18 protein-coding genes are annotated in these 19,416 nt (G+C 61.6%); 4 read left to right on the top strand and 14 right to left on the bottom strand.

The genetic code is table 11. The features are described from left to right. Positions 1 to 54 precede the first annotated feature (54 nt). From FD715_RS09220 to folD, 4 genes are all read left to right on the top strand, one after another. Entirely contained in the window at positions 55 to 654 is a 600-nt protein-coding gene (locus tag FD715_RS09220) for an MOSC domain-containing protein (protein WP_147108532.1), read from the top strand. Between the two features lie 174 nt (positions 655 to 828). Continuing rightward, positions 829 to 2,505, top strand: a complete 1,677-nt coding sequence (locus FD715_RS09215; RefSeq protein ID WP_147108529.1) for a formate--tetrahydrofolate ligase — start codon at positions 829 to 831, stop codon at positions 2,503 to 2,505. A 107-nt stretch (positions 2,506 to 2,612) separates the two neighbouring features. After that, positions 2,613 to 3,086: a hypothetical protein gene (locus FD715_RS09210; protein ID WP_147108526.1), complete on the top strand. Its 474-nt coding sequence runs from the start codon at positions 2,613 to 2,615 to the stop codon at positions 3,084 to 3,086. Between the two features lie 20 nt (positions 3,087 to 3,106). Then, entirely contained in the window at positions 3,107 to 4,009 is a 903-nt protein-coding gene (gene folD, locus FD715_RS09205) for a bifunctional methylenetetrahydrofolate dehydrogenase/methenyltetrahydrofolate cyclohydrolase FolD (RefSeq protein ID WP_147108523.1), read from the top strand. Between the two features lie 18 nt (positions 4,010 to 4,027). Here folD and FD715_RS09200 read toward each other — a convergent pair whose 3' ends face one another. From FD715_RS09200 to FD715_RS09135, 14 genes are all read right to left on the bottom strand, one after another. Then, complete coding sequence (locus tag FD715_RS09200; protein WP_147108520.1) at positions 4,028 to 4,435, bottom strand: PaaI family thioesterase; 408 nt, start codon at positions 4,433 to 4,435, stop codon at positions 4,028 to 4,030. Continuing rightward, positions 4,432 to 5,103 (bottom strand): ligase-associated DNA damage response endonuclease PdeM, encoded by a 672-nt coding sequence (gene pdeM / locus FD715_RS09195; protein WP_147108517.1) that lies wholly within the window; start codon positions 5,101 to 5,103, stop codon positions 4,432 to 4,434. The genes FD715_RS09200 and pdeM overlap by 4 nt, the downstream gene beginning before the upstream one ends. Before the next feature lie 115 nt (positions 5,104 to 5,218). After that, the gene (locus tag FD715_RS09190) at positions 5,219 to 7,657 is read right to left on the bottom strand and encodes a ligase-associated DNA damage response DEXH box helicase (RefSeq protein WP_147108514.1); all 2,439 of its coding nucleotides are present in this window, start codon (positions 7,655 to 7,657) and stop codon (positions 5,219 to 5,221) included. Between the two features lie 272 nt (positions 7,658 to 7,929). Next, on the bottom strand, positions 7,930 to 8,721 hold the full coding sequence (locus FD715_RS09185; RefSeq protein ID WP_147108511.1) for an NAD(P)-dependent oxidoreductase: 792 nt from the start codon (positions 8,719 to 8,721) through the stop codon (positions 7,930 to 7,932). Further along, positions 8,718 to 10,025 carry an ATPase gene (locus tag FD715_RS09180; protein ID WP_147108508.1) on the bottom strand — a complete coding sequence of 436 codons (1,308 nt, stop codon included), beginning with the start codon at positions 10,023 to 10,025 and terminating at the stop codon, positions 8,718 to 8,720. Before FD715_RS09180 ends, FD715_RS09185 begins: the two co-directional genes overlap by 4 nt. Positions 10,026 to 10,103: 78 nt before the next feature. Continuing rightward, on the bottom strand, positions 10,104 to 10,601 hold the full coding sequence (locus FD715_RS09175) for a prepilin peptidase (RefSeq protein WP_147108505.1): 498 nt from the start codon (positions 10,599 to 10,601) through the stop codon (positions 10,104 to 10,106). 6 nt (positions 10,602 to 10,607) lie between these two features. Next, complete coding sequence (locus FD715_RS09170) at positions 10,608 to 11,471, bottom strand: lipopolysaccharide assembly protein LapB (protein WP_147108502.1); 864 nt, start codon at positions 11,469 to 11,471, stop codon at positions 10,608 to 10,610. A 108-nt stretch (positions 11,472 to 11,579) separates the two neighbouring features. After that, a complete protein-coding gene (locus FD715_RS09165) occupies positions 11,580 to 12,149 on the bottom strand; it encodes a tetratricopeptide repeat protein (RefSeq protein ID WP_370455380.1) in 570 nt (189 codons plus the stop codon). A 92-nt stretch (positions 12,150 to 12,241) separates the two neighbouring features. Further along, positions 12,242 to 13,222 carry a type II secretion system F family protein gene (locus tag FD715_RS09160; protein ID WP_147108499.1) on the bottom strand — a complete coding sequence of 327 codons (981 nt, stop codon included), beginning with the start codon at positions 13,220 to 13,222 and terminating at the stop codon, positions 12,242 to 12,244. 11 nt (positions 13,223 to 13,233) lie between these two features. Beyond that, positions 13,234 to 14,199, bottom strand: a complete 966-nt coding sequence (locus tag FD715_RS09155; RefSeq protein WP_147108496.1) for a type II secretion system F family protein — start codon at positions 14,197 to 14,199, stop codon at positions 13,234 to 13,236. Positions 14,200 to 14,246: 47 nt separating this feature from the next. After that, on the bottom strand, positions 14,247 to 15,680 hold the full coding sequence (locus FD715_RS09150) for a CpaF family protein (protein WP_147108493.1): 1,434 nt from the start codon (positions 15,678 to 15,680) through the stop codon (positions 14,247 to 14,249). A gap of 23 nt (positions 15,681 to 15,703) precedes the next feature. Continuing rightward, the gene (locus tag FD715_RS09145; RefSeq protein WP_147108490.1) at positions 15,704 to 16,942 is read right to left on the bottom strand and encodes an AAA family ATPase; all 1,239 of its coding nucleotides are present in this window, start codon (positions 16,940 to 16,942) and stop codon (positions 15,704 to 15,706) included. A 233-nt stretch (positions 16,943 to 17,175) separates the two neighbouring features. Next, positions 17,176 to 17,841: an OmpA family protein gene (locus tag FD715_RS09140; protein WP_147108487.1), complete on the bottom strand. Its 666-nt coding sequence runs from the start codon at positions 17,839 to 17,841 to the stop codon at positions 17,176 to 17,178. 10 nt (positions 17,842 to 17,851) lie between these two features. Beyond that, on the bottom strand, positions 17,852 to 19,279 hold the full coding sequence (locus FD715_RS09135; protein WP_147108484.1) for a type II and III secretion system protein family protein: 1,428 nt from the start codon (positions 19,277 to 19,279) through the stop codon (positions 17,852 to 17,854). Positions 19,280 to 19,416 lie beyond the last annotated feature (137 nt).

The raw sequence follows: 19,416 nt of genomic DNA, 5'->3' as shown, positions 1-19,416 counted from the left end.
CCGCGTGCGGGGCCTTTTAGTGCGCGGTGTCAGAATTTCGAAAAGGTCACGATCATGCCTGCGTTGAAGCCCACGTCTTTTACCGGAACCATCACTTGGCTGGGCCATGTTCCAAGCCGTGCCGTGAGCCTGCGGGCGGTTCCTGCGGATGCGGTCCAGGTCACGTTGGACGGCTTTCCGGGCGAAGATCATGGCGGGCCAACCCGTCCGTCCTGCGCCCGTGTGCGCAGCCAGTACACACCGGGCACCGAGATCAGGAATACGCGTCAATTGTGTATCGTCAGCGCCGAAGAACTTGCGCTGACGGCTGAGGCCATGGGTTTGGAGCGGATCGACCCGTCCTGGGTCGGCGCATCGCTAGTGATCGAGGGTATTCCCGATTTCACCCACGTCCCGCCTGCCTCGCGCCTGATGTCGGAAAGCGGTGTGGGCATTGCCATCGATATCGAAAACCGCCCCTGCATCTTTCCCGGCAAGGAGATCGAGGTGGAGGCCGAAGGGTTCGGCGCGCGCTATAAGCCTGCGGCGAAGGGACGGCGCGGGGTGACGGCGTGGGTCGAGCATGGCGGGCCGTTGGCCGTGGGCGATGTGCTGACGCTGCATGTGCCGGACCAACCCGTATGGTCGCATCTTGAGGCCGCGCGCGCAGGCTGACGCGGCACGTCATAGGTTTCGCGGGCGTTCCCATCGTTTCCGAAATGAAACCCTTGGTTCCAATTGGGCCGCTGATATCGTCCAAAATGTCGGAATCGCGCGCATGACCCCTAGGCATGCGCCTGTATGCAGGCCACGAAAGACGTGCCCAATCCAAGGACTGCGGAGAGCATCATGGCCTACAAATCCGACATCGAAATCGCGCGCGAGGCGAACAAGAAGCCGATCCAGGAGATCGGTGCCAAGCTGGGCATCGAAAGTGCCGACCTGCTGCCCTATGGCCATGACAAGGCGAAGGTGAGCCAATCCTTCATCAACTCGGTGCAGGACCGCGCGAACGGCAAGCTGATCCTTGTGACCGCCATCAACCCCACCCCTGCGGGCGAGGGCAAGACCACCACGACCGTGGGTCTGGGTGACGGTCTGAACCGCATCGGCAAGAACGCCTGCGTCTGTATCCGCGAGGCGTCGCTTGGCCCGAACTTCGGCATGAAGGGTGGGGCCGCTGGTGGCGGCTATGCCCAGGTCGTGCCGATGGAAGAGATGAACCTGCACTTCACGGGCGACTTCCACGCCATCACCTCGGCCCACTCGTTGCTTTCGGCGATGATCGACAACCATATCTACTGGGGCAATGAGCTTGAGATCGACACCCGCCGCGTTGTGTGGCGCCGTGTGGTTGATATGAATGATCGTGCGTTGCGCCAGATCACCGCATCTTTGGGCGGTGTGGCAAACGGTTTCCCGCGGGAAGCCGGGTTTGACATCACTGTCGCGTCCGAGGTTATGGCGATCCTGTGTCTGGCCAAAGACCTCAAGGACCTGCAGAAGCGTCTGGGCGATATGATCGTGGCCTATCGGCGCGACCGCAGCCCTGTCTTTGTCCGCGACATCAAGGCGGATGGGGCGATGACCGTGCTGCTGAAGGACGCGATGCAGCCGAACCTCGTGCAGACGCTGGAGAACAACCCGGCCTTCGTTCACGGTGGCCCATTCGCGAACATCGCGCACGGCTGTAACTCGGTGATCGCCACGACCACGGCGCTGAAGCTGACGGATTATGTCGTGACTGAGGCGGGCTTTGGTGCGGACCTCGGTGCTGAGAAATTCATGAACATCAAATGCCGCAAGGCGGGCCTCGCGCCCTCCGTTGTTGTCTGTGTGGCCACCGTACGTGCGATGAAGATGAACGGCGGCGTGGCCAAGGCTGATCTGGGCGCTGAGAATGTGGACGCCGTGAAGGCGGGCTGCCCGAACCTGGGCCGTCACATCGAGAACCTCAAATCCTTTGGCGTGCCGGTGGTCGTGGCGATCAACCATTTTGTCACCGACACCGATGCAGAGATCCAAGCGGTCAAGGACTTCGTGGCCGAGCAAGGGGCCGAGGCCATCCTGTCGCGCCACTGGGAACTGGGATCGGAAGGTTCTGCCGATCTGGCGACTAAGGTGGCGGAGCTGGCAGATGCTGACACGGCCAACTTCTCTCCTATCTATCCGGATGACATGCCGCTCGCCGAGAAGATCCAGACCATCGCCAAGCGCATCTACCGCGCGGACGAGGCGCTGATGGATAAGAAGATCCGCGATCAGCTGAAGCTGTGGGAAGAGCAGGGCTATGGCCATCTGCCGGTCTGCATGGCGAAAACACAGTACTCGTTCTCGACCGATCCAAACCTGCGCGGTGCGCCCACGGGCCATTCGGTGCCCGTGCGTGAGGTGCGTCTGAGTGCTGGTGCCGGGTTCATCGTCGCGGTCTGCGGTGAGATCATGACCATGCCGGGCCTGCCGCGCGTGCCATCAGCCGAAAGCATCATGCTGAACGATGACGGCCAGATCGAAGGGCTGTTCTGAGCCAAACTACCTCTCGGCCGCGTCACAATGCGATGACGGGGCCGAAAGTCGATTGACCCGGTGCCGCTTGCGCGGTCAGCGTATCTCCATCATTTGGAGGATAACCTATGACCAGATTGCTTGCCTTTGTTGCAGCCTTAGTTTTCGTGACGACCGCTGCCCATGCACAAGAGCGGTACGAGGGGTACTACTACCCCGACGTGACCTCGACCGAGGATTTCACACGTGTGATCCGGCAAGCGCCGCAGTCCAGCAAGGGTGTGCGCGTCGAGTTCGTGACCAACCTGACCGTCGCGCAGCTGGCAGCCCCGGAAAGCCCGCGTTTTGTGTTCTTTGCCAAGGGGGAGGATGCAAAGCATCTGAATGTCATCGCCCTCGACGATGACGTGTTTTCCACGCTATTCCGTGCCCGCGCCGTGCTGGCGCAGATGACATCCAACATGCGCAACAACGACTTTTTCCGCGCGCAAGAGCTGCAATTCGTAGCGACCTTCTTCGACCTGTTGCAACTGATGGAATTCGACACGCTGGTGATCAGCGATGGCGAAACCTGGGCGCATCAGGTGAATTTCGTCCGATAATCCAAGGAGAGACGACCTGCATGACCGCGACTGTGATTGATGGAAAGGCCTTTGCGGCCAAGGTACGGGGCCAGGTGGCCGACCATGTGGCCCGCCTGAAAGAGGCGCATGGCATCACACCCGGTCTTGCGGTTGTGCTGGTGGGCGAAGACCCGGCGAGCCAGGTCTATGTCCGCTCGAAAGGCAAGATGACGGTCGAGGTCGGGATGAAGAGCGTCGAGCATAAGCTGGATGCGGACACCTCCGAAGAAGACCTGCTGGCCGTTGTGAAGTCGCTGAACGAGGATCCGGAGATCCACGGTATTCTGGTGCAATTGCCGCTGCCCGGGCATTTGAACGAGGATCTGGTCATCAACTCGATTGACCCGGCCAAGGATGTGGACGGGTTCCATATCTCGAATGTTGGTTTGCTGGGGACTGGGCAGAAGTCGATGGTGCCTTGTACGCCGCTGGGCTGCCTGATGATGCTGCGCGATCATCACGGGTCGCTTTCGGGGCTGAATGCCGTCGTCATTGGCCGGTCGAACATCGTGGGCAAGCCGATGGCGCAGCTTTTGCTGAACGACAGCTGCACCGTGACCATTGCGCATTCGCGGACCAAGGACATTCAGGATGTCGTGCGCGGTGCGGACGTGGTTGTGGCCGCTGTGGGGCGGCCCGAGATGGTGACGGGCGAGTGGATCAAGCCCGGCGCAACCGTGATCGATGTGGGCATCAACCGGATTGATGCGCCCGAGAAGGGCGAAGGTAAAACGCGGCTTGTTGGCGACTGCCATTATGACAGCTGTGCCGAGGTTGCGGGGGCCATCACGCCTGTGCCTGGTGGGGTTGGGCCGATGACCATTGCCTGTTTGCTGGCCAACACCGTGACAGCGTGTTGCCGCGCCAATGGGTTGGCTGAGCCAGAGGGGCTGACGGCCTGAGGCGGATCAGAACCCGCCTTACGCTTGCACCGGAACCATGGTGCCTTGAAGGATGGCGACAAGGGTTTTTATGCCGTTGTTGAGCGCAAATACCTCTGAGGTGACCACGATGAGGCGGCGGCCGGGTTTGATGACCCGGCCTTTTGCGATCAGGCGGTCGCCGATTGCGGGGGCGGTGAGGTTGATTTTGATCTCTGCCGTGACGACGTCCTGATCTTTTGGGATGGTCGTGAGCGCCGCGTAGCCTGCCGCGCTGTCGCCAAGGCGGAAGGTAAGGGCGGCGTGCGCAAAGCCCTGTTGCTGGCGGCTGCCGGGCAGGATTGGGGCGGAGAGTGTGACATTGCCGTCCGCTACATGATCCAGCGCAGCGCCAAAGGTCTGCATCATGCTTTGTTTGGCGAAGCTGGCGGCGATCCGGTCCTTCATGCGGCCCCGCGCGGCATGGGCACTTGCACTGGTTTTGGGCCTGTCAGGATGGCGCTGGCGTCGGGACGCATGAGGTTGGTCAGCACCATGTCATCAGTGCGAAGCCCGCCGGTATAGGTGCCGTAAGCGGGCAGGATCAGCTTGTCACTGTCGATCAAAAAGGCCGGGCGCGAGATGGCGCGGGCGCGGGTCTGCAGCGTGGCCTTGGGGTGGTAATGGCCCGACACTTCACCGCTGGCGCCGGGTTCGGCGATGTGGCGGAAGGTGAGCGGGCCGAGGGTCAGGTCTGCGAGATGCGTGCCGCCAAACTCGATGGGGCCGGGGTCGTGGTTGCCTTCGATCCAGATCCATCGGCGGCCTGCTTGCAGGCGCGCGATCCAGAGCCGTTCGTCCTCGGGCAGACTGCGGGCGGCGGTGAGGTCGTCGAAGCTGTCGCCGAGGCAGATGACGGTGCGGGCATTGGTTGCCTCGAGGTCGGCGGCGAGGCGGGTGAGTGTGTCGCGAGTCTCGTAGGGGGGAAGATGTGTGCCGTTGCGGCGGGCCATGCGTTCGGCTTTGCCGAGGTGTAGATCGGAGACGCAGAGGAGCGCTTGCTCGGGCCAGTAGAGGGCGCCGGAACCGAGCGCTTTTAGTGCTGTGCCAGCGAGGGTGAGATCACACGTGTTCATACTTTGTTCATACGCATCTGGAAGGGGCGCATCAAGATGCGCCTTACGACTTCGGGGGGGGGGCTGCACTCGGCGCGTGCCGCGCCTTCCCCGCCGTATTTTCAAAGAGAAGAAGTTAGAAGGGGACGCGCCATTCTTTCTTCTTTGGTTCTGGTGGCAGGCCTGCCGTGGTCATCAAGCGCTCGGCTTCTTCGGCGAGGAGCTTTTCTTCGGCCAGGCCCTTGATGGGGACCCGGCCCACCTCGAGCATCAGGGGGGCGGCGAGGGGCGTGACGCGGCTGTGTTCGATGAGGTCAATGCGGGTGCCGATGCGGGCGCACATTTCCTCGATCCGGCCGAAGTCGACGAGGCCGCGCATCGCCTCCTCTCGCGTGATGTGCATCATCAGGTGGTCGGGGTCGTATTTGGCGAGCGTGTCGTAGAGGATGTCGGAGGAGAACGTGGCTTGTCGCCCCGTCTTGCGGTTGGAGGGCAGGTTGCGTTCGATGAGGCCCGCGATGGTGGCGGAGGCGCGGAAGGTGCGTTTCATCACGGCGTTGCCCGCGAGCCAGGTGTCGAGGCCGTTGCGCAGGGCGTCGATGTCGAAGAGCGGCTGTGGGTCGGTGATTTTGTCGAGGCCCCAAATCAGAGTCGCGTAGTCGGTGGCGAGGAAGCCGAGGGGGTTGAGGCCAGTCTCTTCCATTCGTTTCGTGAGTAAGAGTCCCAGTGTTTGCATGGCGTTGCGGCCCGCAAAGCCGTAGACGGCGGTGTGGATGCGGTTGTCGTGCGGGAAGCTTTCGATCAGCAGTCGGCCCGGTTCGGGCAGGCGGCTGACCTCGCGCTGGAGTGTGAGCCAATCTGACGTATGTGGGGGCAGGGCGGGCCATGTGTCCTGCTGGAACATCTCGATGATGCGGTGGCTGAGTTGGGTGGACGTGGCGAATTTGGTGCCGAGGAAGGTGGCGATCTTGGGCTTCTTGGCAGAGTCGCGGGTGACTTGCACGGTCATTTCACGCAGGGAGTCGTAGCGGACGATCTGGCCGCCGATCAGGAATGTGTCGCCTTGGGTGAGGGTGGCGGCGAAGCCTTCCTCGATCTCGCCCAGGGGTTTGCCGCCCCGGCCCTTCCAGCGGACCTTGACCGTGTCGGTGTCCTGGATGGTGCCGATGTTCATGCGGATGCGTTGGGCAGAGCGGGGATCGCGCAACTGCCATTGACCGTCGGGGCGTTGCAGCAGGCGCTTCCACTGGTCATAGGCGCGGAGAGCGTAGCCGCCGGTGGCGCAGAAATCGAGGCAGGCGTCGAATTCTTCTCTGGTAAGAGCGCTGTAGGCGCCGGTGCTCTTTATCTCGTGGTAGAGGTCACCCGCCTCGAAGGGGCCTGCGCAGGCGCGGATCAGGATGTGTTGGCAGAGCACGTCGCGGGGGCCGGGGCCGCGTGGGTCGCCGTCGAGCGCGCCCTCGTGGACGGCATCAAGGGCTGCGACGCATTCGACCACCTCGAAGCGGTTGGCGGGCACCAGTAGGGCCTTGGAGGGGGCGTTGTAGCGGTGGTTGGCGCGGCCGATGCGTTGGACGAGGCGTTTGACGTTCTTGGGCGCGCCCACCTGGATGATCAGGTCCACGTCGCCCCAGTCGATGCCGAGGTCGAGCGTGCCGGTGCAGACGATAGCCTTGAGTTGGCCGTCGACCATGGCCTGTTCGACCTTTTCGCGTTGCTGGCGGTCGAGGCTGCCGTGGTGGATGCCGATGGGCAACTGCTCCTCATTGGCGAGCCAGATGTTGTGGAAGTAGAGCTCGGCCTGGGCGCGGGTGTTGTGGAAGATGAGGGTTGTCTTGTGCTTCTTCACCTCTTCCAGCACTGCCGGGATGGCGTATTTGCCGCCCGAACCGGACCAAGGGGGAGGCTCGTCCGTCACCAACATCTTGATGTCTGGGGGTGGACCGGGGTCTGCATGTAGTATGTCGCAGGGGTCGGGGTGTTTCGCGAGGAGGTGGGCGATGGCCTGTGGGTCTTCGACTGTGGCGGACAGACCCACGCGCTTTAGGTCGGGGCGGAGGGCTTGCAGGCGGCTGAGGGCGAGGAACATCTGGTCGCCGCGTTTTGACTCTGCCAGCGCGTGGATTTCGTCAACGATGACCCGCTTGAGACCCGCGAACATGCGTGGGGCATCTTCGTAGCTGGTCAGCAGGGCGAGGCTTTCGGGCGTTGTCAGCAGGATGTGCGGCGGGTCGGCGCGTTGGCGTTTTTTCCGGGTTTGCGAGGTGTCGCCGGTGCGGTCCTCGATGCGGATGTCGAGCCCCATTTCTTCCACGGGCGTGCGGAGATTTCGTTTGATATCAGCGGCTAAGGCCTTGAGTGGGGAGATGTAGAGCGTGTGCATTCCCTCGTGTTCGGACGTTGCCAGATCGGCCAGTGTGGGCAGGAACCCGGCGAGCGTTTTGCCGCCGCCTGTGGGAGCGATGAGAAGGAGGGCGGGGTCGTCTGCGCGGTCCAGCATCTGTTGCTGGTGAGGGTGGATGGACCAGCCCTTGGAGGCGAACCACTGGGTGAAGATGTCGGGGAGGGTCGTCATGGAGCGCAATGTAGCGGGTGGCGCGCGCGTGGGAAGTGCGGGATGGGGGCCAGCCCCCATACCCCCGGGATTTTTTTAAACAGGGAAGGGGCGGGTGAGGCGCGTGCAGATTTACTCAATGTTTATTGAGTTTAAGGGCGTATGGCAGGGTGTCACCCTGCGTGCACCGTCCGTACACGCCCCGTGCACCCCATCGGGCGGTTGGGCGGTGGTTAACGCAACGTGCGGTGGGGGGCTTTATTAGACGGCGGGCTGAAGCCCGCCCTACCGCCTCAAGAGGTTCTTGGGCGGAGGTGCAGGATGTTGGTCTGCACCTGTTTTGGCAGAGATGTGTCTGCGCCCTCCGGTGCGGAGTCGAGGGCGGCGGCGACGTCCTTGACGAGAATGCCGATGGAGTTGTCGGGAGCGTAGCCGTGTTTGGCGAATTCGATCGTATCAAATCCAGAGGCGAGCCAGTTCTGGCCGGAAGACGTTTCGATCAGGTTCAAAAGGTGTTTGGTGTCGAGACCGGCCTCATCCGCCCAGTCGAGCACCAGCCGCGTCATGGCGGTGTGCGAGGCAGCGAGCAGGTTGTTGAGCACTTTGGCCTGCATGCCCGCGCCGAAGCTGCCCATGTGGTGGAAGTGTTCGCCCATCAGGGCCAGTAGCGGCGTGGCCTCTGCGATGTGGTTGTCACTGCCGCCGAGCATGAAGCTGAGCGTGCGGTTTTCGGCAGCAACAACGGCACCTGACATGGGCGCGTCGATCAGTGTGACGTGATTGGGAATGCGATCGCGCAGGCCGCGCACATAGCGGGGTGAGAGTGTCGAGCAGATAAAGATGCGGCGCAGGTTGGGCGCGGTGCCCATCAGGTTCTGGACGTCAAACAGGAGGGCGTTCGTCTGCTCTTCGTCCCGCACGACGGAAAAGAGCGTTTCGAGACTTGGCGCGAAGGCCATGATGTTGGTCGTGATATGTCCCAAGCCGGGGTCGACCACGTCAAAACCCATGGCGTCCACACCGCCATCGCGCAGCGCCTCAAGCATGGGCAGGCCCATGCGTCCGCATCCCGCGAGCCCGATCATTTGACGATATGTTCGTCCTTGACGAACATGTTGGCCCAGGCGCGGTCGATCAGGTCGGGGCGCATTTGCAGCGGGATCCCCTCAAAATTGCAGATCGACACCATCTGATCCACCAGGAAGTTCGGCTGGTAGTTGGCGTAGATGTTGTCGATGGTCGGGTATTTGACCTTGAGGAGGTGCACGAGCGCCTCTTCGTTCAAGGCCATCCCTTTTTTCTTGGCGACCATGGCGAAGATTTTCAGGAAGTTGGCCTGGTTCGGGCCGTCGATCTTGATCTTGAAGAAGATCCGGCGGAGCGCGGCCTGGTCGAAGATTTCGTTGGGGTGGAAGTTGGTCGAGAAGACGACCAGCGTGTCGAAGGGCACTTCGAACTTTTCACCCGATTGCAGGGCGAGGATGTCCTTGGATTCCTCCAGCGGGACGATCCAGCGGTTGACCAGCGCCTGTGGCGGTTCGGCTTGGCGGCCAAGGTCGTCCACGATGAAGATGCCGCCGGTGGATTTGAGTTGCAGCGGTGCCTGATAGGTGCGGGCCGTGGGGTTGTAGACCAGATCAAGCATGTCGAGGGACAACTCGCCCCCGGTGATCACCGTGGGTCGTTCGCATTTCACATAGCGCTTGTCATAGGGCGTGACGCGGCGCAGGGCCGTGGGGTCTTGCGCCTCTTCCGGGGCCAGGACGTGCACGATGGGGTCGTAGACGGTGATCACCTGGCCCGCATATTCGATGGCGCGGGGCACGTAGACATTGTCCCCTAGTGCGTCGCGGATGCCGTTGGAGATGGATGATTTACCGTTGCCGGGCGGGCCGTACATCAGGATCGAGCGGCCCGCGCTGACGGCAGGGCCAAGTTGGTCCAAGAGGTCGTCGGGCAGCACGAGGTGGCCCATGGCGCCCGTCAGTTGCTGGCGTGTGACCATGATGTTGCGGATGGACTGGCGTTTGACCTGCTCGCGGTAGACGTCGAGCGGGACGGGCATGGCGCCGAAATACTCGGACTGCGCCAGCGCGTCGAGGGCGCGCGCCTTGCCCGCATCGGTGAGCTGGTAGCCCATTTCATTGCCGTTGTTGGCGTTGAGCGTGCCCGTCGCCTCCATCAGCCGCTGGTCGCGGCACATGTCGATCAGTTCCTGCACCACGGGGATGGGCAGGCACATGGCCACGGACAAGTCCGAGACCATGTCGAGGGTCTTGCGGAACATGGTTTTCAGCAGGATGTCCCGCATCATGACGATGGGCAGTTGCATGTCCTGCAACCGTTTTGGCGCCGGGGGCGCGATCACGTCCGAGACTTGCATGTTCATGGGGTGGGCCTGTGTTCTGCTGCGGTTCGTTTTGTGTGACGTAGCGCAGCAGTTCGGCCAAATTATGACCTCAAATGGTCAAGACCCGTACAGGGCGGCGAGGCCGAGGTAGATCGCAAGGGTGGGGCCGAGGGCAAAGCCCATGGGGAATTTACGGCCTTCCTGGCTCCAGCTGGTCCAGTTGGGGGCGAAATTGCGCAGGGCTGTCCGCTTGGCGATGGTGTGGACCGCGTAGGCGGCCAAGAGGACGGCGGCAAAGAGCGCCATGATCAGGCGGATGTCGCCCAGGGCGACGTAGGGGGCGGCGGCGGCGAGGAATTTGGCGTCGCCTGCGCCCATCGCCCCGGCGGCGTTCAGTACGATACCTGCCACCAGCACGATGCCGAGGTGCGCCAGTTGCCAGAGATAAGCGTCAAACGGGTAAAGGAAGGGGCCCATGACGGCGAAGATGGCGGCCATGGTCAGGACCGTGGGGTTGGTGATCCGCATCTCTGCCAGGTCCGTGTACGCCACGTAGAGGCAAAGCGGAACAAGCAGTGGCAGGAACCACAGCGCGACCGAGGCGGAGAGTGCCATGGACGGTTACCCGTTCGAGACGTTGTTTTCGAGCGCGCGGAGCGAGCGCACGGCGGCTTCGAAATGCTGGGGATGCGTTTCGATGGCGTCGCGCAGGAGGCCCTTGCCGGTTTGCAGGTCACCCTTTTTGACCGCTGCGAGGCCCAGCGTGTGCAGAAGCTGCGCGCGTTCCGTCTGGTCCATGGGGATGACGGGCAGGGCATAGTTGCCTTGGGCGCCGCGCGCGAGGATCAGGTTGTTCTTGGCCGTGAACAGCTGCGGGTCCTGGCGGATCGCGTCGGTGAAGAGCCGTTCGGCATCCTTGAAATCGCCGCGCGTCAGCTTGGAATAGCCCCAGTTGTTCAGCACGCCCGAGGGGCGGGTCGTGAGGCCGACGGCGGTCTCATAGAAGCTGTCGGCTTTCTTCCATTCCTGGTTGCTGTCGGCGATCAGCGCCTCGAGCCGGTAGCGTTTGAAGGTTTCGATGGTGGGCGGAACCTTGTCCAACTCTTCTTCGGCGCGGGCCCAGTCACCGGCCCGCAAAAGCGCATCGGCATAGTCGACGCGGTCGTCATTGGTGACGCCCTTCATCTCGACCAGTTTGGCGTAGGCGGAGGTGGCTTCGGTATAGCGTTTGGCGCGCACGAGGCTGGTGGCAAGGCCGCGATGGGCGTCGATGCGGTCGGGGTTTTCCTTGACCGTGCGGTTGAAGTAAGCGACCGCCTCGTTGGGGTCTGCAACGGTCAGCATCACGTCGCTGAGGTTGCTTTCGTCCACCACGTTCACGTCCTGGAATGCGCGTTCGACGGTTTCGTCGGCATTTTTCTCACCGCATGCAGCAAGGGCCGTCATGCCTGCCAATGAGACGGCCAAAATCACAGAGTGGCGCATGTTTGCGTCCTTTTTCCTGCTCGTTCGCGCCGCGCTTTTGTTGCCCGGTCGCATCCCTTGTTTGCGCCTCGAAAAGCGCAGCCTCACACCCACCCCAGAGTGGGCAAATCAAGATGCAGTGCGGATCAGAAAGTCACTGCTGCCTCGACGGACCAGTTTATACTGGCTCTCATTGATGGGCACGGTATCAGAATTTTCGGATTTTGCGAGTGCTAAGCGTAAATTATCCCGAATAAGTGTGCTTTCTCCGTCATCGAGGGCGAAGGCGCGGCGGAAGATCTGGATGGCTTCGAACGTCTCGCCCCGTTCCATCAGCACGACGCCGAGGTTGTTGAGGTCTTCGGGGTAGGGGTCATATTCGGTGGTTGCGCGGCGCAGGAGCTTTTCGGCCTGGTTGAGACGGCCGAGGCCAAGGTTCGCGGTGCCGAGGCCGGACAGGATTTCGGCGTCGAACCCGCCGCGGTCCAGGGCCGCGCGGTTGAAGGAGCGGATGGCAAGTTCAAACTCGCCTGCGGCGATCAGGCGGTGGCCGACCTCGACCCCGTCCACGCCCTGCGCGCGCCGGTCGATGCCCGGTGCGAACGGGCCGGTCTGGGAGGCGTCTATGCGCGGCTCACCACAGGCGGACACTGCGAGCGTGAGGATCAGGGCCAGAACGGCCCGCATGCCTGTCATCATGGTGGTCGTTGCCACGTTGTTTCAATTGACTGCACCACGCCGGCCATACGGTCGCGTGGTGCAGGTTGTGTAGCACGGGTTGGAGCGTCGGCCTAGTTGCCAAGCGTGTTCAGATTGCCCAATTGCGTGATACCGTGTGCGGAAGGACCCACCAGGATCAACAGCAGTGGCGGCACGGTCAGCATCATGGTGGCCAGCGTCATCTTGGTGGGCAGCTTGTTGGCCGCTTCCTCCGCGCGCATGACGCGTTTATCGCGCATTTCGCCCGCGTAGACCCGCAGCGCTTCGGCGATGGATGTACCGAAACTGGACGACTGGATCAGCACCGTGACAAAGCTGGAGACATCCTGCACACCACACCGTTCGCCCATGTCGTTGAGCACGGTGACTTTGTCCTTGCCCGCCTTCATTTCATAGCTGACGACCGAAAACTCATGCGCCAGTGCGGGGTAGGAGGCTTGCAGTTCGACGGCCACACGGTTGATCGCCTGATCCAGCGATTGGCCCGCCTCGACACACACCAGAAGCATGTCGAGCGAGTCCGGGAAGCCTTGGGTGATTTCCTCTTGCCGTTTGCCGACACGTTTGGTCACCCAGTATTGGGGCAGGTAGTAGCCCACGCCGCCGGGGCCGAGCGTGAACATGATGATTTTCTGTGTGCTCATGTTGTCGGTGCCGACAACGAAGTTCGTGTAGATGACGCCGAGGAGCAGACCGGCAACGCCCAGTATGAACTGGGCGGCGTGGAACATGCGCACCGCATCGCGCGATTGATAGCCCGCCTGGCGCAGCAGAAGCTGGCGCTTTGACATCTCTTCGACATCCTCGGGTTCGAGGAATTTCGAAAAGCGTTCAAGTTGTTCGTTGCGTGCGCCATGGCGCAGCCGTTCTTTTTGAGCGCCGGATGTAACAACGCCCTTTTGTGCCTTTTTCAGCTTGGTCAGCGGGTCTTCGGGCTGCTTGAGCATCATGATGATGACGATCACCACCATCATCAGGCCGAGCACACCGGCAATCACAATTGGTCCAAGCGGGCCAAGGATGTCCGTTATGGGTTGCAGCAGGGCGTCCATGGGTCGGCTCCTTACACTTTGATGTTGGTCAGGATGCGCATCACGATCAGGTTGGCGCCCAGAAACAGGCCCACCGCGATACAGGCGGGGATGAAGTAGGCGTGATCGCGCACGTCGTCATAGTAGTTCGGGTCGGTCACGTTGATCACGATCAGTGCGACGATGGGGAAGGCCGACAGGAACTTGCCCGACCACTTCGCCTCGGCCGTGATTGCCTTGACCCGGCGGAAGAGACGGAAGCGCGCCCGGATCACCTTGGCCAGACCGGCCAGGATTTCTGCAAGGTTACCACCGGATTGCTGCTGGATCGTCACGGCGACAGAGAGGAAGCGCAAATCCTGCATGTCGAGCCGTTCGGCCATGTCCTTGAGGCTTTCGCCGACATCGCGGCCAAAGGCGGCTTCGTCTGCGATCAGTCCGAATTCCGATGCCAGCGGGTCTTTGACTTCCTTGGACACGATCTGGATGGCGGAGCTGAAAGGGTGACCCACGCGTAGCGAGCGCACCATGAGTTCAACAGCGTCTGGCAGCTGCTCTTCGAGCATGCTGAGCCGTTTGCCCGCCTTGGACGAGACCCAGAAGTAAACTGCGCCGATACCGATGCCGACCGACAGCAGAATGCGGACCGGTGTTTCGGTTTCGGTGCCCACGCTGAGCCCGACGAACGCAACGGCCGAGAGGCCCGCCATGATCAGGATGAGCTGTTGTGGTGTGAAGGCGATGGCCGCCTTCTGCGCCTTTTCGGCGAGCAGCGAATACAGCGGGATGGACCGGGCGCCCATGTGCTGCTGCATCTCCTTGCGGAGTTGTTCTAGCACTTCCTCGCGGCGACCACCGGCTTTGTTCAGCATTTCCAGGCGGCGGTTCACGCGGCTGTTGAGGCTGATGGATTTGCCGAAGGCGACGAGATACAGGCCCTCGACCAGGACAAGGACACCGATGAAGATCAGGCCGTAGATGATTGGTTCTGCGCTCATTTCCTCAAGTCCTCAAGTAATGAAGTGGTAGGACATAAAACTCGTCCTTATTGGGCGGCCACGGGTTCGTAGATGGATGCGGGCAGGTCGTACCCCCACAGGCGGAAGCGCTCGGAGTAGTGTGAACGCACACCAGTGGCGGTGAAATGACCGATGATCTTGTTGTCGGGTGTCAGACCCACGCGCTGGAAGCGGAACACTTCCTGCATCGAGATCACGTCGCCCTCCATGCCCGTGATTTCGGTGATGGATGTCATGCGGCGGCTACCGTCCTGCAGGCGCGAGGCCTGCACGATCAGGTTCACAGCCGATGAGATCTGGGACCGTACCGCCTTGATCGGCATTTCGATCCCGGCCATGGCAATCATGTTTTCCAGACGCGAGACCCCATCGCGGGCGGAGTTGGCGTGGATCGTGGTCATCGACCCGTCGTGGCCGGTGTTCATGGCCTGAAGCATGTCGATCACTTCCTCGCCACGCGTTTCACCCACGATGATGCGGTCGGGGCGCATCCGCAGGGCGTTTTTCAGACAGTCGCGGGGGCTGACTTCGCCTTTGCCCTCGACGTTGGGCGGGCGGCTTTCCATCCGGCCCACATGGGTCTGTTGCAGTTGGAGTTCCGCGGTGTCTTCGATCGTCAGGATGCGTTCGGCGTTGTCGATGAAGGAGGACAGCGCATTGAGCGTGGTTGTTTTACCCGAACCGGTACCGCCTGACACGATCACGTTGAGGCGCGTGGCGACAGCGGCTTGCAGATATGCGGCCATTTCTTCGGTGAAGGCGCCGAAATTGACCAGGTCGTCGATGCCCAACTTGTCTTTTTTGAACTTCCGGATGGAAACGAGGCTGCCATCGACCGCGATGGGCGGCACCATCGCGTTGAAGCGCGAGCCGTCCTGCAAACGGGCGTCCACATAGGGGTTCGATTCATCGACACGGCGGCCCACGGCGCTCACGATCTTGTCGATGATGCGCAGGAGGTGGCGTTCGTCCTTAAACGTGATGTCGGTCAGTTCCAGCTTGCCGGAGCGTTCGACAAAGATCTGTTGCGGGCCGTTGACCAGAATATCGTTGACGGTCTCGTCTTTCAGAAGCGTCTCAAGCGGGCCGAGGCCCGTGACTTCGTCGAACAGTTCCTGGTTCAGGGTCTGCCGATCCTCGCGGTTGAGGATGATGTTCTTTTCCGTCAGCACCTCGGTCGAGATGGCGCTGATTTCCTGGCGCAGATCCTGTTCGGTCGCATGTTCAAGGGCTGCGAGGTTCAGGTTGTCCAGCAGTGCGCGGTGCAGTTCGAGCTTGATCTCGCCCATCCGCTCCTTGCGTTTGCGTTCCTTGTCCATGGGCGTGACGGTGGCGGGCTTGGCCGGTGGGGCCTTGCGCGCGATTTTGTTGGACGTGTCGGCCTTGGGTAGCTCCGCGACCTTTTCTTCGGGTGCGGCGGCGGCCGGTTTGGGCGCGGCTTTCTTGTATTTGGAAAACATCGAGAGACCCCCGGGTTGTCGGATCACGCCGCCTTGGCGTGGTCCTCGCTGAGTTCGTGAATGGAGGCTGCGAGTTTTGCGATTTCGCGGCGCAGCGGGTTCTTGGTGGCCGAACTGGCAAGCGGCACGCCGTGATCAGCACCCTGGCTGATCGGTTTGCCGCCGTCGGGCAACTGCACCTCGACCGAGATGTCGAGGCTTTCTGCAAGGCGTTTGACCCGTGCCTTGCCACCCAGATCGGTAAATTTGGGCGCGCGGTTCAGCACATAGCGCAGCTTTTCGATAGGCAGTTCTTCGGATTGAAGGGCACGCTTGAAGCGCAGGGCGTTCTGGGCCGAGCGCATGTCCATCTCGAGCGTCGTGAAGTAGAGATGCGCGGCGGTCAGCACGGTTTCGGTCCACTGCACCAGTGTCGAGGGCATGTCGATCACGACATAGTCAAAGTGCGACCGGGCCATTTCGATGATCCGGGTTATGTCATCGGCGGTGACGAGGTCCAGCGGTATCATGTCGGACGGTGCGGTGAGCACCTGCAGCTTGTCCTCGAAGGTCAGCAGGGACTGGCCAAAGATTTCCTCATCCATGCTTTCGGTATCCGACAGCATTTCGAACACGGCTTCGCGGCGGGGCAGGTCGAGATAGGTCGAGGCGGTCCCGAACTGCATGTCAAAGTCCAGAAGGCAGACGGATGGAGTGTCACCCTCGCACAGCAGTGCGAGTTCCCAGGCGAGGTTGACGGCGAGCGTGGTGGCCCCGGTGCCGCCGGCAACGCCATGGCAGACAAAGACCGCGCCCTGCTTGTCCACGCCGGATTTGAGGTTTGCGGTTCGATCCGTGCTTGCGGGCTGCGGTTGCGCGGCTGCCTGCAGGCGGTCAATGGCTTGCTGCAACTCACCCTCGGGAAGAGGGTAGGGGACAAATTCGTCCGCGCCTTGCCGCAGCAGTTGGTGCAGAGCTGCGGGCGTTACGTCTTCGGCAATCAGGATGACCTTGATTCCGCGCGATTTGGCTTGGGTGATGATTTCGCCCAGCAGGACAAGGTTGTCCTCGTCCTCTTCATCAAGGGCGAGGGCCACGAATTCCATGGCCTCAGCTTCGGGCTGGTTGAAAAAGGCCAGCGCCTCGGCAAAGCCGAGATCGCCCCATGCTTCACCCAGGGCGTGCTCCATATCCTCGATCAGCAGGTCGAAATTCTGCACATCGCGGCTGATGGTGCAGGCCGTGATCGGGGCCGTTTCCGGTTGTGGCATTACACTGCTCATTGCCCACTTTCCCTTTGTTCACAGAGCGTGCCCCCAAAATAGTGCCTGTTCGGCAGGTAGGAGCGGGCGCTCTCGCCCGGTTGTTTTCACCGGACATAGGTGTCCTCTGGGGCGGTTGTCGCAGCGAATTCAGGCGAGATTTGGGCTAAAAAACTCCAATTGTTGGGTATCTCAAAACGATAAGGGCCCGCAGACAGGATTGTCTGCGGGCCCTTTGTTAAAAATTGCGGGTGCTATTCGCCGGTATTGAACTGGCTGCCATCGTTTCCGGTCAGCCCTGTGCGGGCGACGCCGGACTCGACATAGTCGCGGTAAATGATCTGTGCGTACTTGCCGTCCAACACCGTGGGATGCGATTTCACAAAGCCGCTGACCTCGGTCACGGTGCGGCGGTTGCGGCGCTCACGGCCTTGGGTGACGATCAGCGGCTGGGTTTCGCCAAAGGAAGCGACCGCCTCAAGCCGGGAGCGGCTGATGCCCTGGCTGGTCAGGTAGTGCACAACTGCATTCGCGCGGGCGAGGCCAAGACGCTTATTATAGGCGGCAGAGCCCACAGCGTCGGTGTGCCCATAGACACGAAAGCGGATTTCGGGGAATTGCCGGATCCAGCGCGCCTGTTCACGAAGCGCATCGCGTGCACCTGCGTCCAGTTGCGAGGAATTGAAGGCGAAGTTGACGGTTGTGCCCACCTCTGACGCGAAACGTTGCGCCAGATCAAAGGTGTATTGGCGTTCGCCCGTCAAAAGCAGTGTGTTGTTGGCCGTCGCGTTGCCGAATTGGCCGGTGTCCACCAATGCGCCCGCTTCGCGGTAGAACTGGGTGTAGACCGGGTCGTTGGACTGGCCACACGCGCCAAGGGCGAGGGTGCCTGCCACTGCAACGGTGAAAATCGGTTTCATGACCCTGTCCTTAGTCCAACACGTAGCCATATGAGCCGGAGAAGTCCTGTTTGGCAACCTCGCCGGCGGCGCCCTGTCTGGGGGTGCGCGTGCCTGCGGCGGTGCGGCCATAGAGGAACAGATCCCGTTCGCTCGGCGGTTTGATCCGGTCCGTGGGCAGCGCCAGGGCGTCGCCGCGGACGGGGGAAACAAGGTGTGCGGTGATGATGATCACCAGCTCGGACTGGTCCCGCTGATACGAGGCGGAGCGGAAGAGGGCGCCAAGGACCGGCACGTCACCCAACCAGGGCAACTGGTTGTTGTTGTCGATGAAGTTGTCTTGCAGGAGACCCGCGATGGCAAAGCTTTCGCCGTCGCGCAGCTCGACCGTGGTGGCTGTTTCGCGGACGCTGAAGGCGTCAACCGTGAACCCGTCAACCGTGATGCCGTTGGTGGGGTCGATGTCGGACACTGTCGCCTCAAGTTCGAGGTTGATCAGGTCCTTGTCCACGACGCGCGGGATAAAGTTGAGCTGAATCCCGAACGGCTTGAATTCGATGGTAATTACGCCGTCTTCCTGTGCGACGGGGACGGGGTATTCGCCTCCCGCAAGGAAGCGCGCCTCTTGTCCCGAGAGGGCCACGAGGTTCGGCTCGGCCAGGGTGCGCACAACCCCTTTGGTTTCAAGGGCTTCGAGGAGCAGGCCGACTTGGGTGTTGCCTGCGTTGAAGCCAAAAAGGATCGCACCGGCGTTGGCGTTCGAAGCAGGTACATTGCCTGCAAGGGAGTTGGTGATCGCGCCTTGACCGACCGTTGTGCCGTTACCACCGCTCAGGCCGACGTCACCGGAGAGGATCGAACCGCCCAGCGACAGCGATGAGCTGAGCGATTTCGACACGGAGCGGTTCATTTCCGCGAAACGCACCTTGAGCATCACTTGCTGGATGCCGCCGACACTCATCAGGTTGCTCACGCGCCCTTCGGCATAGCGTTCTGCGAGGTCCAGTGCGCGCTGCAGGCGCGCCGCGGAGGAGACGATGCCAGACAGCACGATGCCATCATTGGCTGTGCGCACTTCGATCTTTTCGCCGGGAAGGATCTGGCGCAGGCGTTCCTTGAATTCCGAGATATCTGCCGACACGCGCACGTTCACGTTGGTGATCAGGCGTCCATTGCCATCCAGCAGCGTCAGCGTCGTCAGGCCAGGGGCCTTGCCCAACACGTAAATCGTACGGTCGCTGAGGGACGAGATGTCTGCAATCGCCGGGTTCGCGATGCTCAGCTCGGCGAATGCCGTGTCGCTTTCCACCACGACCGCACGGTTCATCGGCACGTTCAGCGTGGCTTCGGTAGACTTGCGTACCACCCGCAGGTTTTCTGCCATGGCGGTTTCCGCGATGGGGCCTGCAGCAAAACACAGCCCAAGCAGGGCCGCTTTGAAAATTCCGTCAATGTTCATGTGACCTGCCTTTTTGATCACGCCTCGGTGCCGGGTCTTTGTGCCCGCAATTGGCATCACAATGCGGCAGTTTGGATTTTTTTGCAAGAATCAACGACTTCAGGTGATTCTTTTATGTGGATAACAAGCAACAGGGG

Source organism: Tateyamaria sp. syn59, from assembly GCF_007995245.1.
Taxonomy (GTDB): Bacteria; Pseudomonadota; Alphaproteobacteria; order Rhodobacterales; family Rhodobacteraceae; genus Tateyamaria.
This window is presented reverse-complemented; position numbering and strand designations above follow the sequence as displayed.

What these genes read in the sequence shown, in the direction of transcription:
- FD715_RS09220 (WP_147108532.1), top strand. Translation starts at nt 55, where the DNA reads ATGCCTGCGTTGAAGCCCACGTCTTTTACCGGAACCATCACTTGGCTG.
- FD715_RS09215 (WP_147108529.1), top strand. Translation starts at nt 829, where the DNA reads ATGGCCTACAAATCCGACATCGAAATCGCGCGCGAGGCGAACAAGAAG.
- FD715_RS09210 (WP_147108526.1), top strand. Translation starts at nt 2,613, where the DNA reads ATGACCAGATTGCTTGCCTTTGTTGCAGCCTTAGTTTTCGTGACGACC.
- folD (WP_147108523.1), top strand. Translation starts at nt 3,107, where the DNA reads ATGACCGCGACTGTGATTGATGGAAAGGCCTTTGCGGCCAAGGTACGG.
- FD715_RS09200 (WP_147108520.1), bottom strand. Translation starts at nt 4,435, where the DNA reads ATGAAGGACCGGATCGCCGCCAGCTTCGCCAAACAAAGCATGATGCAG.
- pdeM (WP_147108517.1), bottom strand. Translation starts at nt 5,103, where the DNA reads ATGAACACGTGTGATCTCACCCTCGCTGGCACAGCACTAAAAGCGCTC.
- FD715_RS09190 (WP_147108514.1), bottom strand. Translation starts at nt 7,657, where the DNA reads ATGACGACCCTCCCCGACATCTTCACCCAGTGGTTCGCCTCCAAGGGC.
- FD715_RS09185 (WP_147108511.1), bottom strand. Translation starts at nt 8,721, where the DNA reads ATGATCGGGCTCGCGGGATGCGGACGCATGGGCCTGCCCATGCTTGAG.
- FD715_RS09180 (WP_147108508.1), bottom strand. Translation starts at nt 10,025, where the DNA reads ATGAACATGCAAGTCTCGGACGTGATCGCGCCCCCGGCGCCAAAACGG.
- FD715_RS09175 (WP_147108505.1), bottom strand. Translation starts at nt 10,601, where the DNA reads ATGGCACTCTCCGCCTCGGTCGCGCTGTGGTTCCTGCCACTGCTTGTT.
- FD715_RS09170 (WP_147108502.1), bottom strand. Translation starts at nt 11,471, where the DNA reads ATGCGCCACTCTGTGATTTTGGCCGTCTCATTGGCAGGCATGACGGCC.
- FD715_RS09165 (WP_370455380.1), bottom strand. Translation starts at nt 12,149, where the DNA reads ATGATGACAGGCATGCGGGCCGTTCTGGCCCTGATCCTCACGCTCGCA.
- FD715_RS09160 (WP_147108499.1), bottom strand. Translation starts at nt 13,222, where the DNA reads ATGGACGCCCTGCTGCAACCCATAACGGACATCCTTGGCCCGCTTGGA.
- FD715_RS09155 (WP_147108496.1), bottom strand. Translation starts at nt 14,199, where the DNA reads ATGAGCGCAGAACCAATCATCTACGGCCTGATCTTCATCGGTGTCCTT.
- FD715_RS09150 (WP_147108493.1), bottom strand. Translation starts at nt 15,680, where the DNA reads ATGTTTTCCAAATACAAGAAAGCCGCGCCCAAACCGGCCGCCGCCGCA.
- FD715_RS09145 (WP_147108490.1), bottom strand. Translation starts at nt 16,942, where the DNA reads ATGAGCAGTGTAATGCCACAACCGGAAACGGCCCCGATCACGGCCTGC.
- FD715_RS09140 (WP_147108487.1), bottom strand. Translation starts at nt 17,841, where the DNA reads ATGAAACCGATTTTCACCGTTGCAGTGGCAGGCACCCTCGCCCTTGGC.
- FD715_RS09135 (WP_147108484.1), bottom strand. Translation starts at nt 19,279, where the DNA reads ATGAACATTGACGGAATTTTCAAAGCGGCCCTGCTTGGGCTGTGTTTT.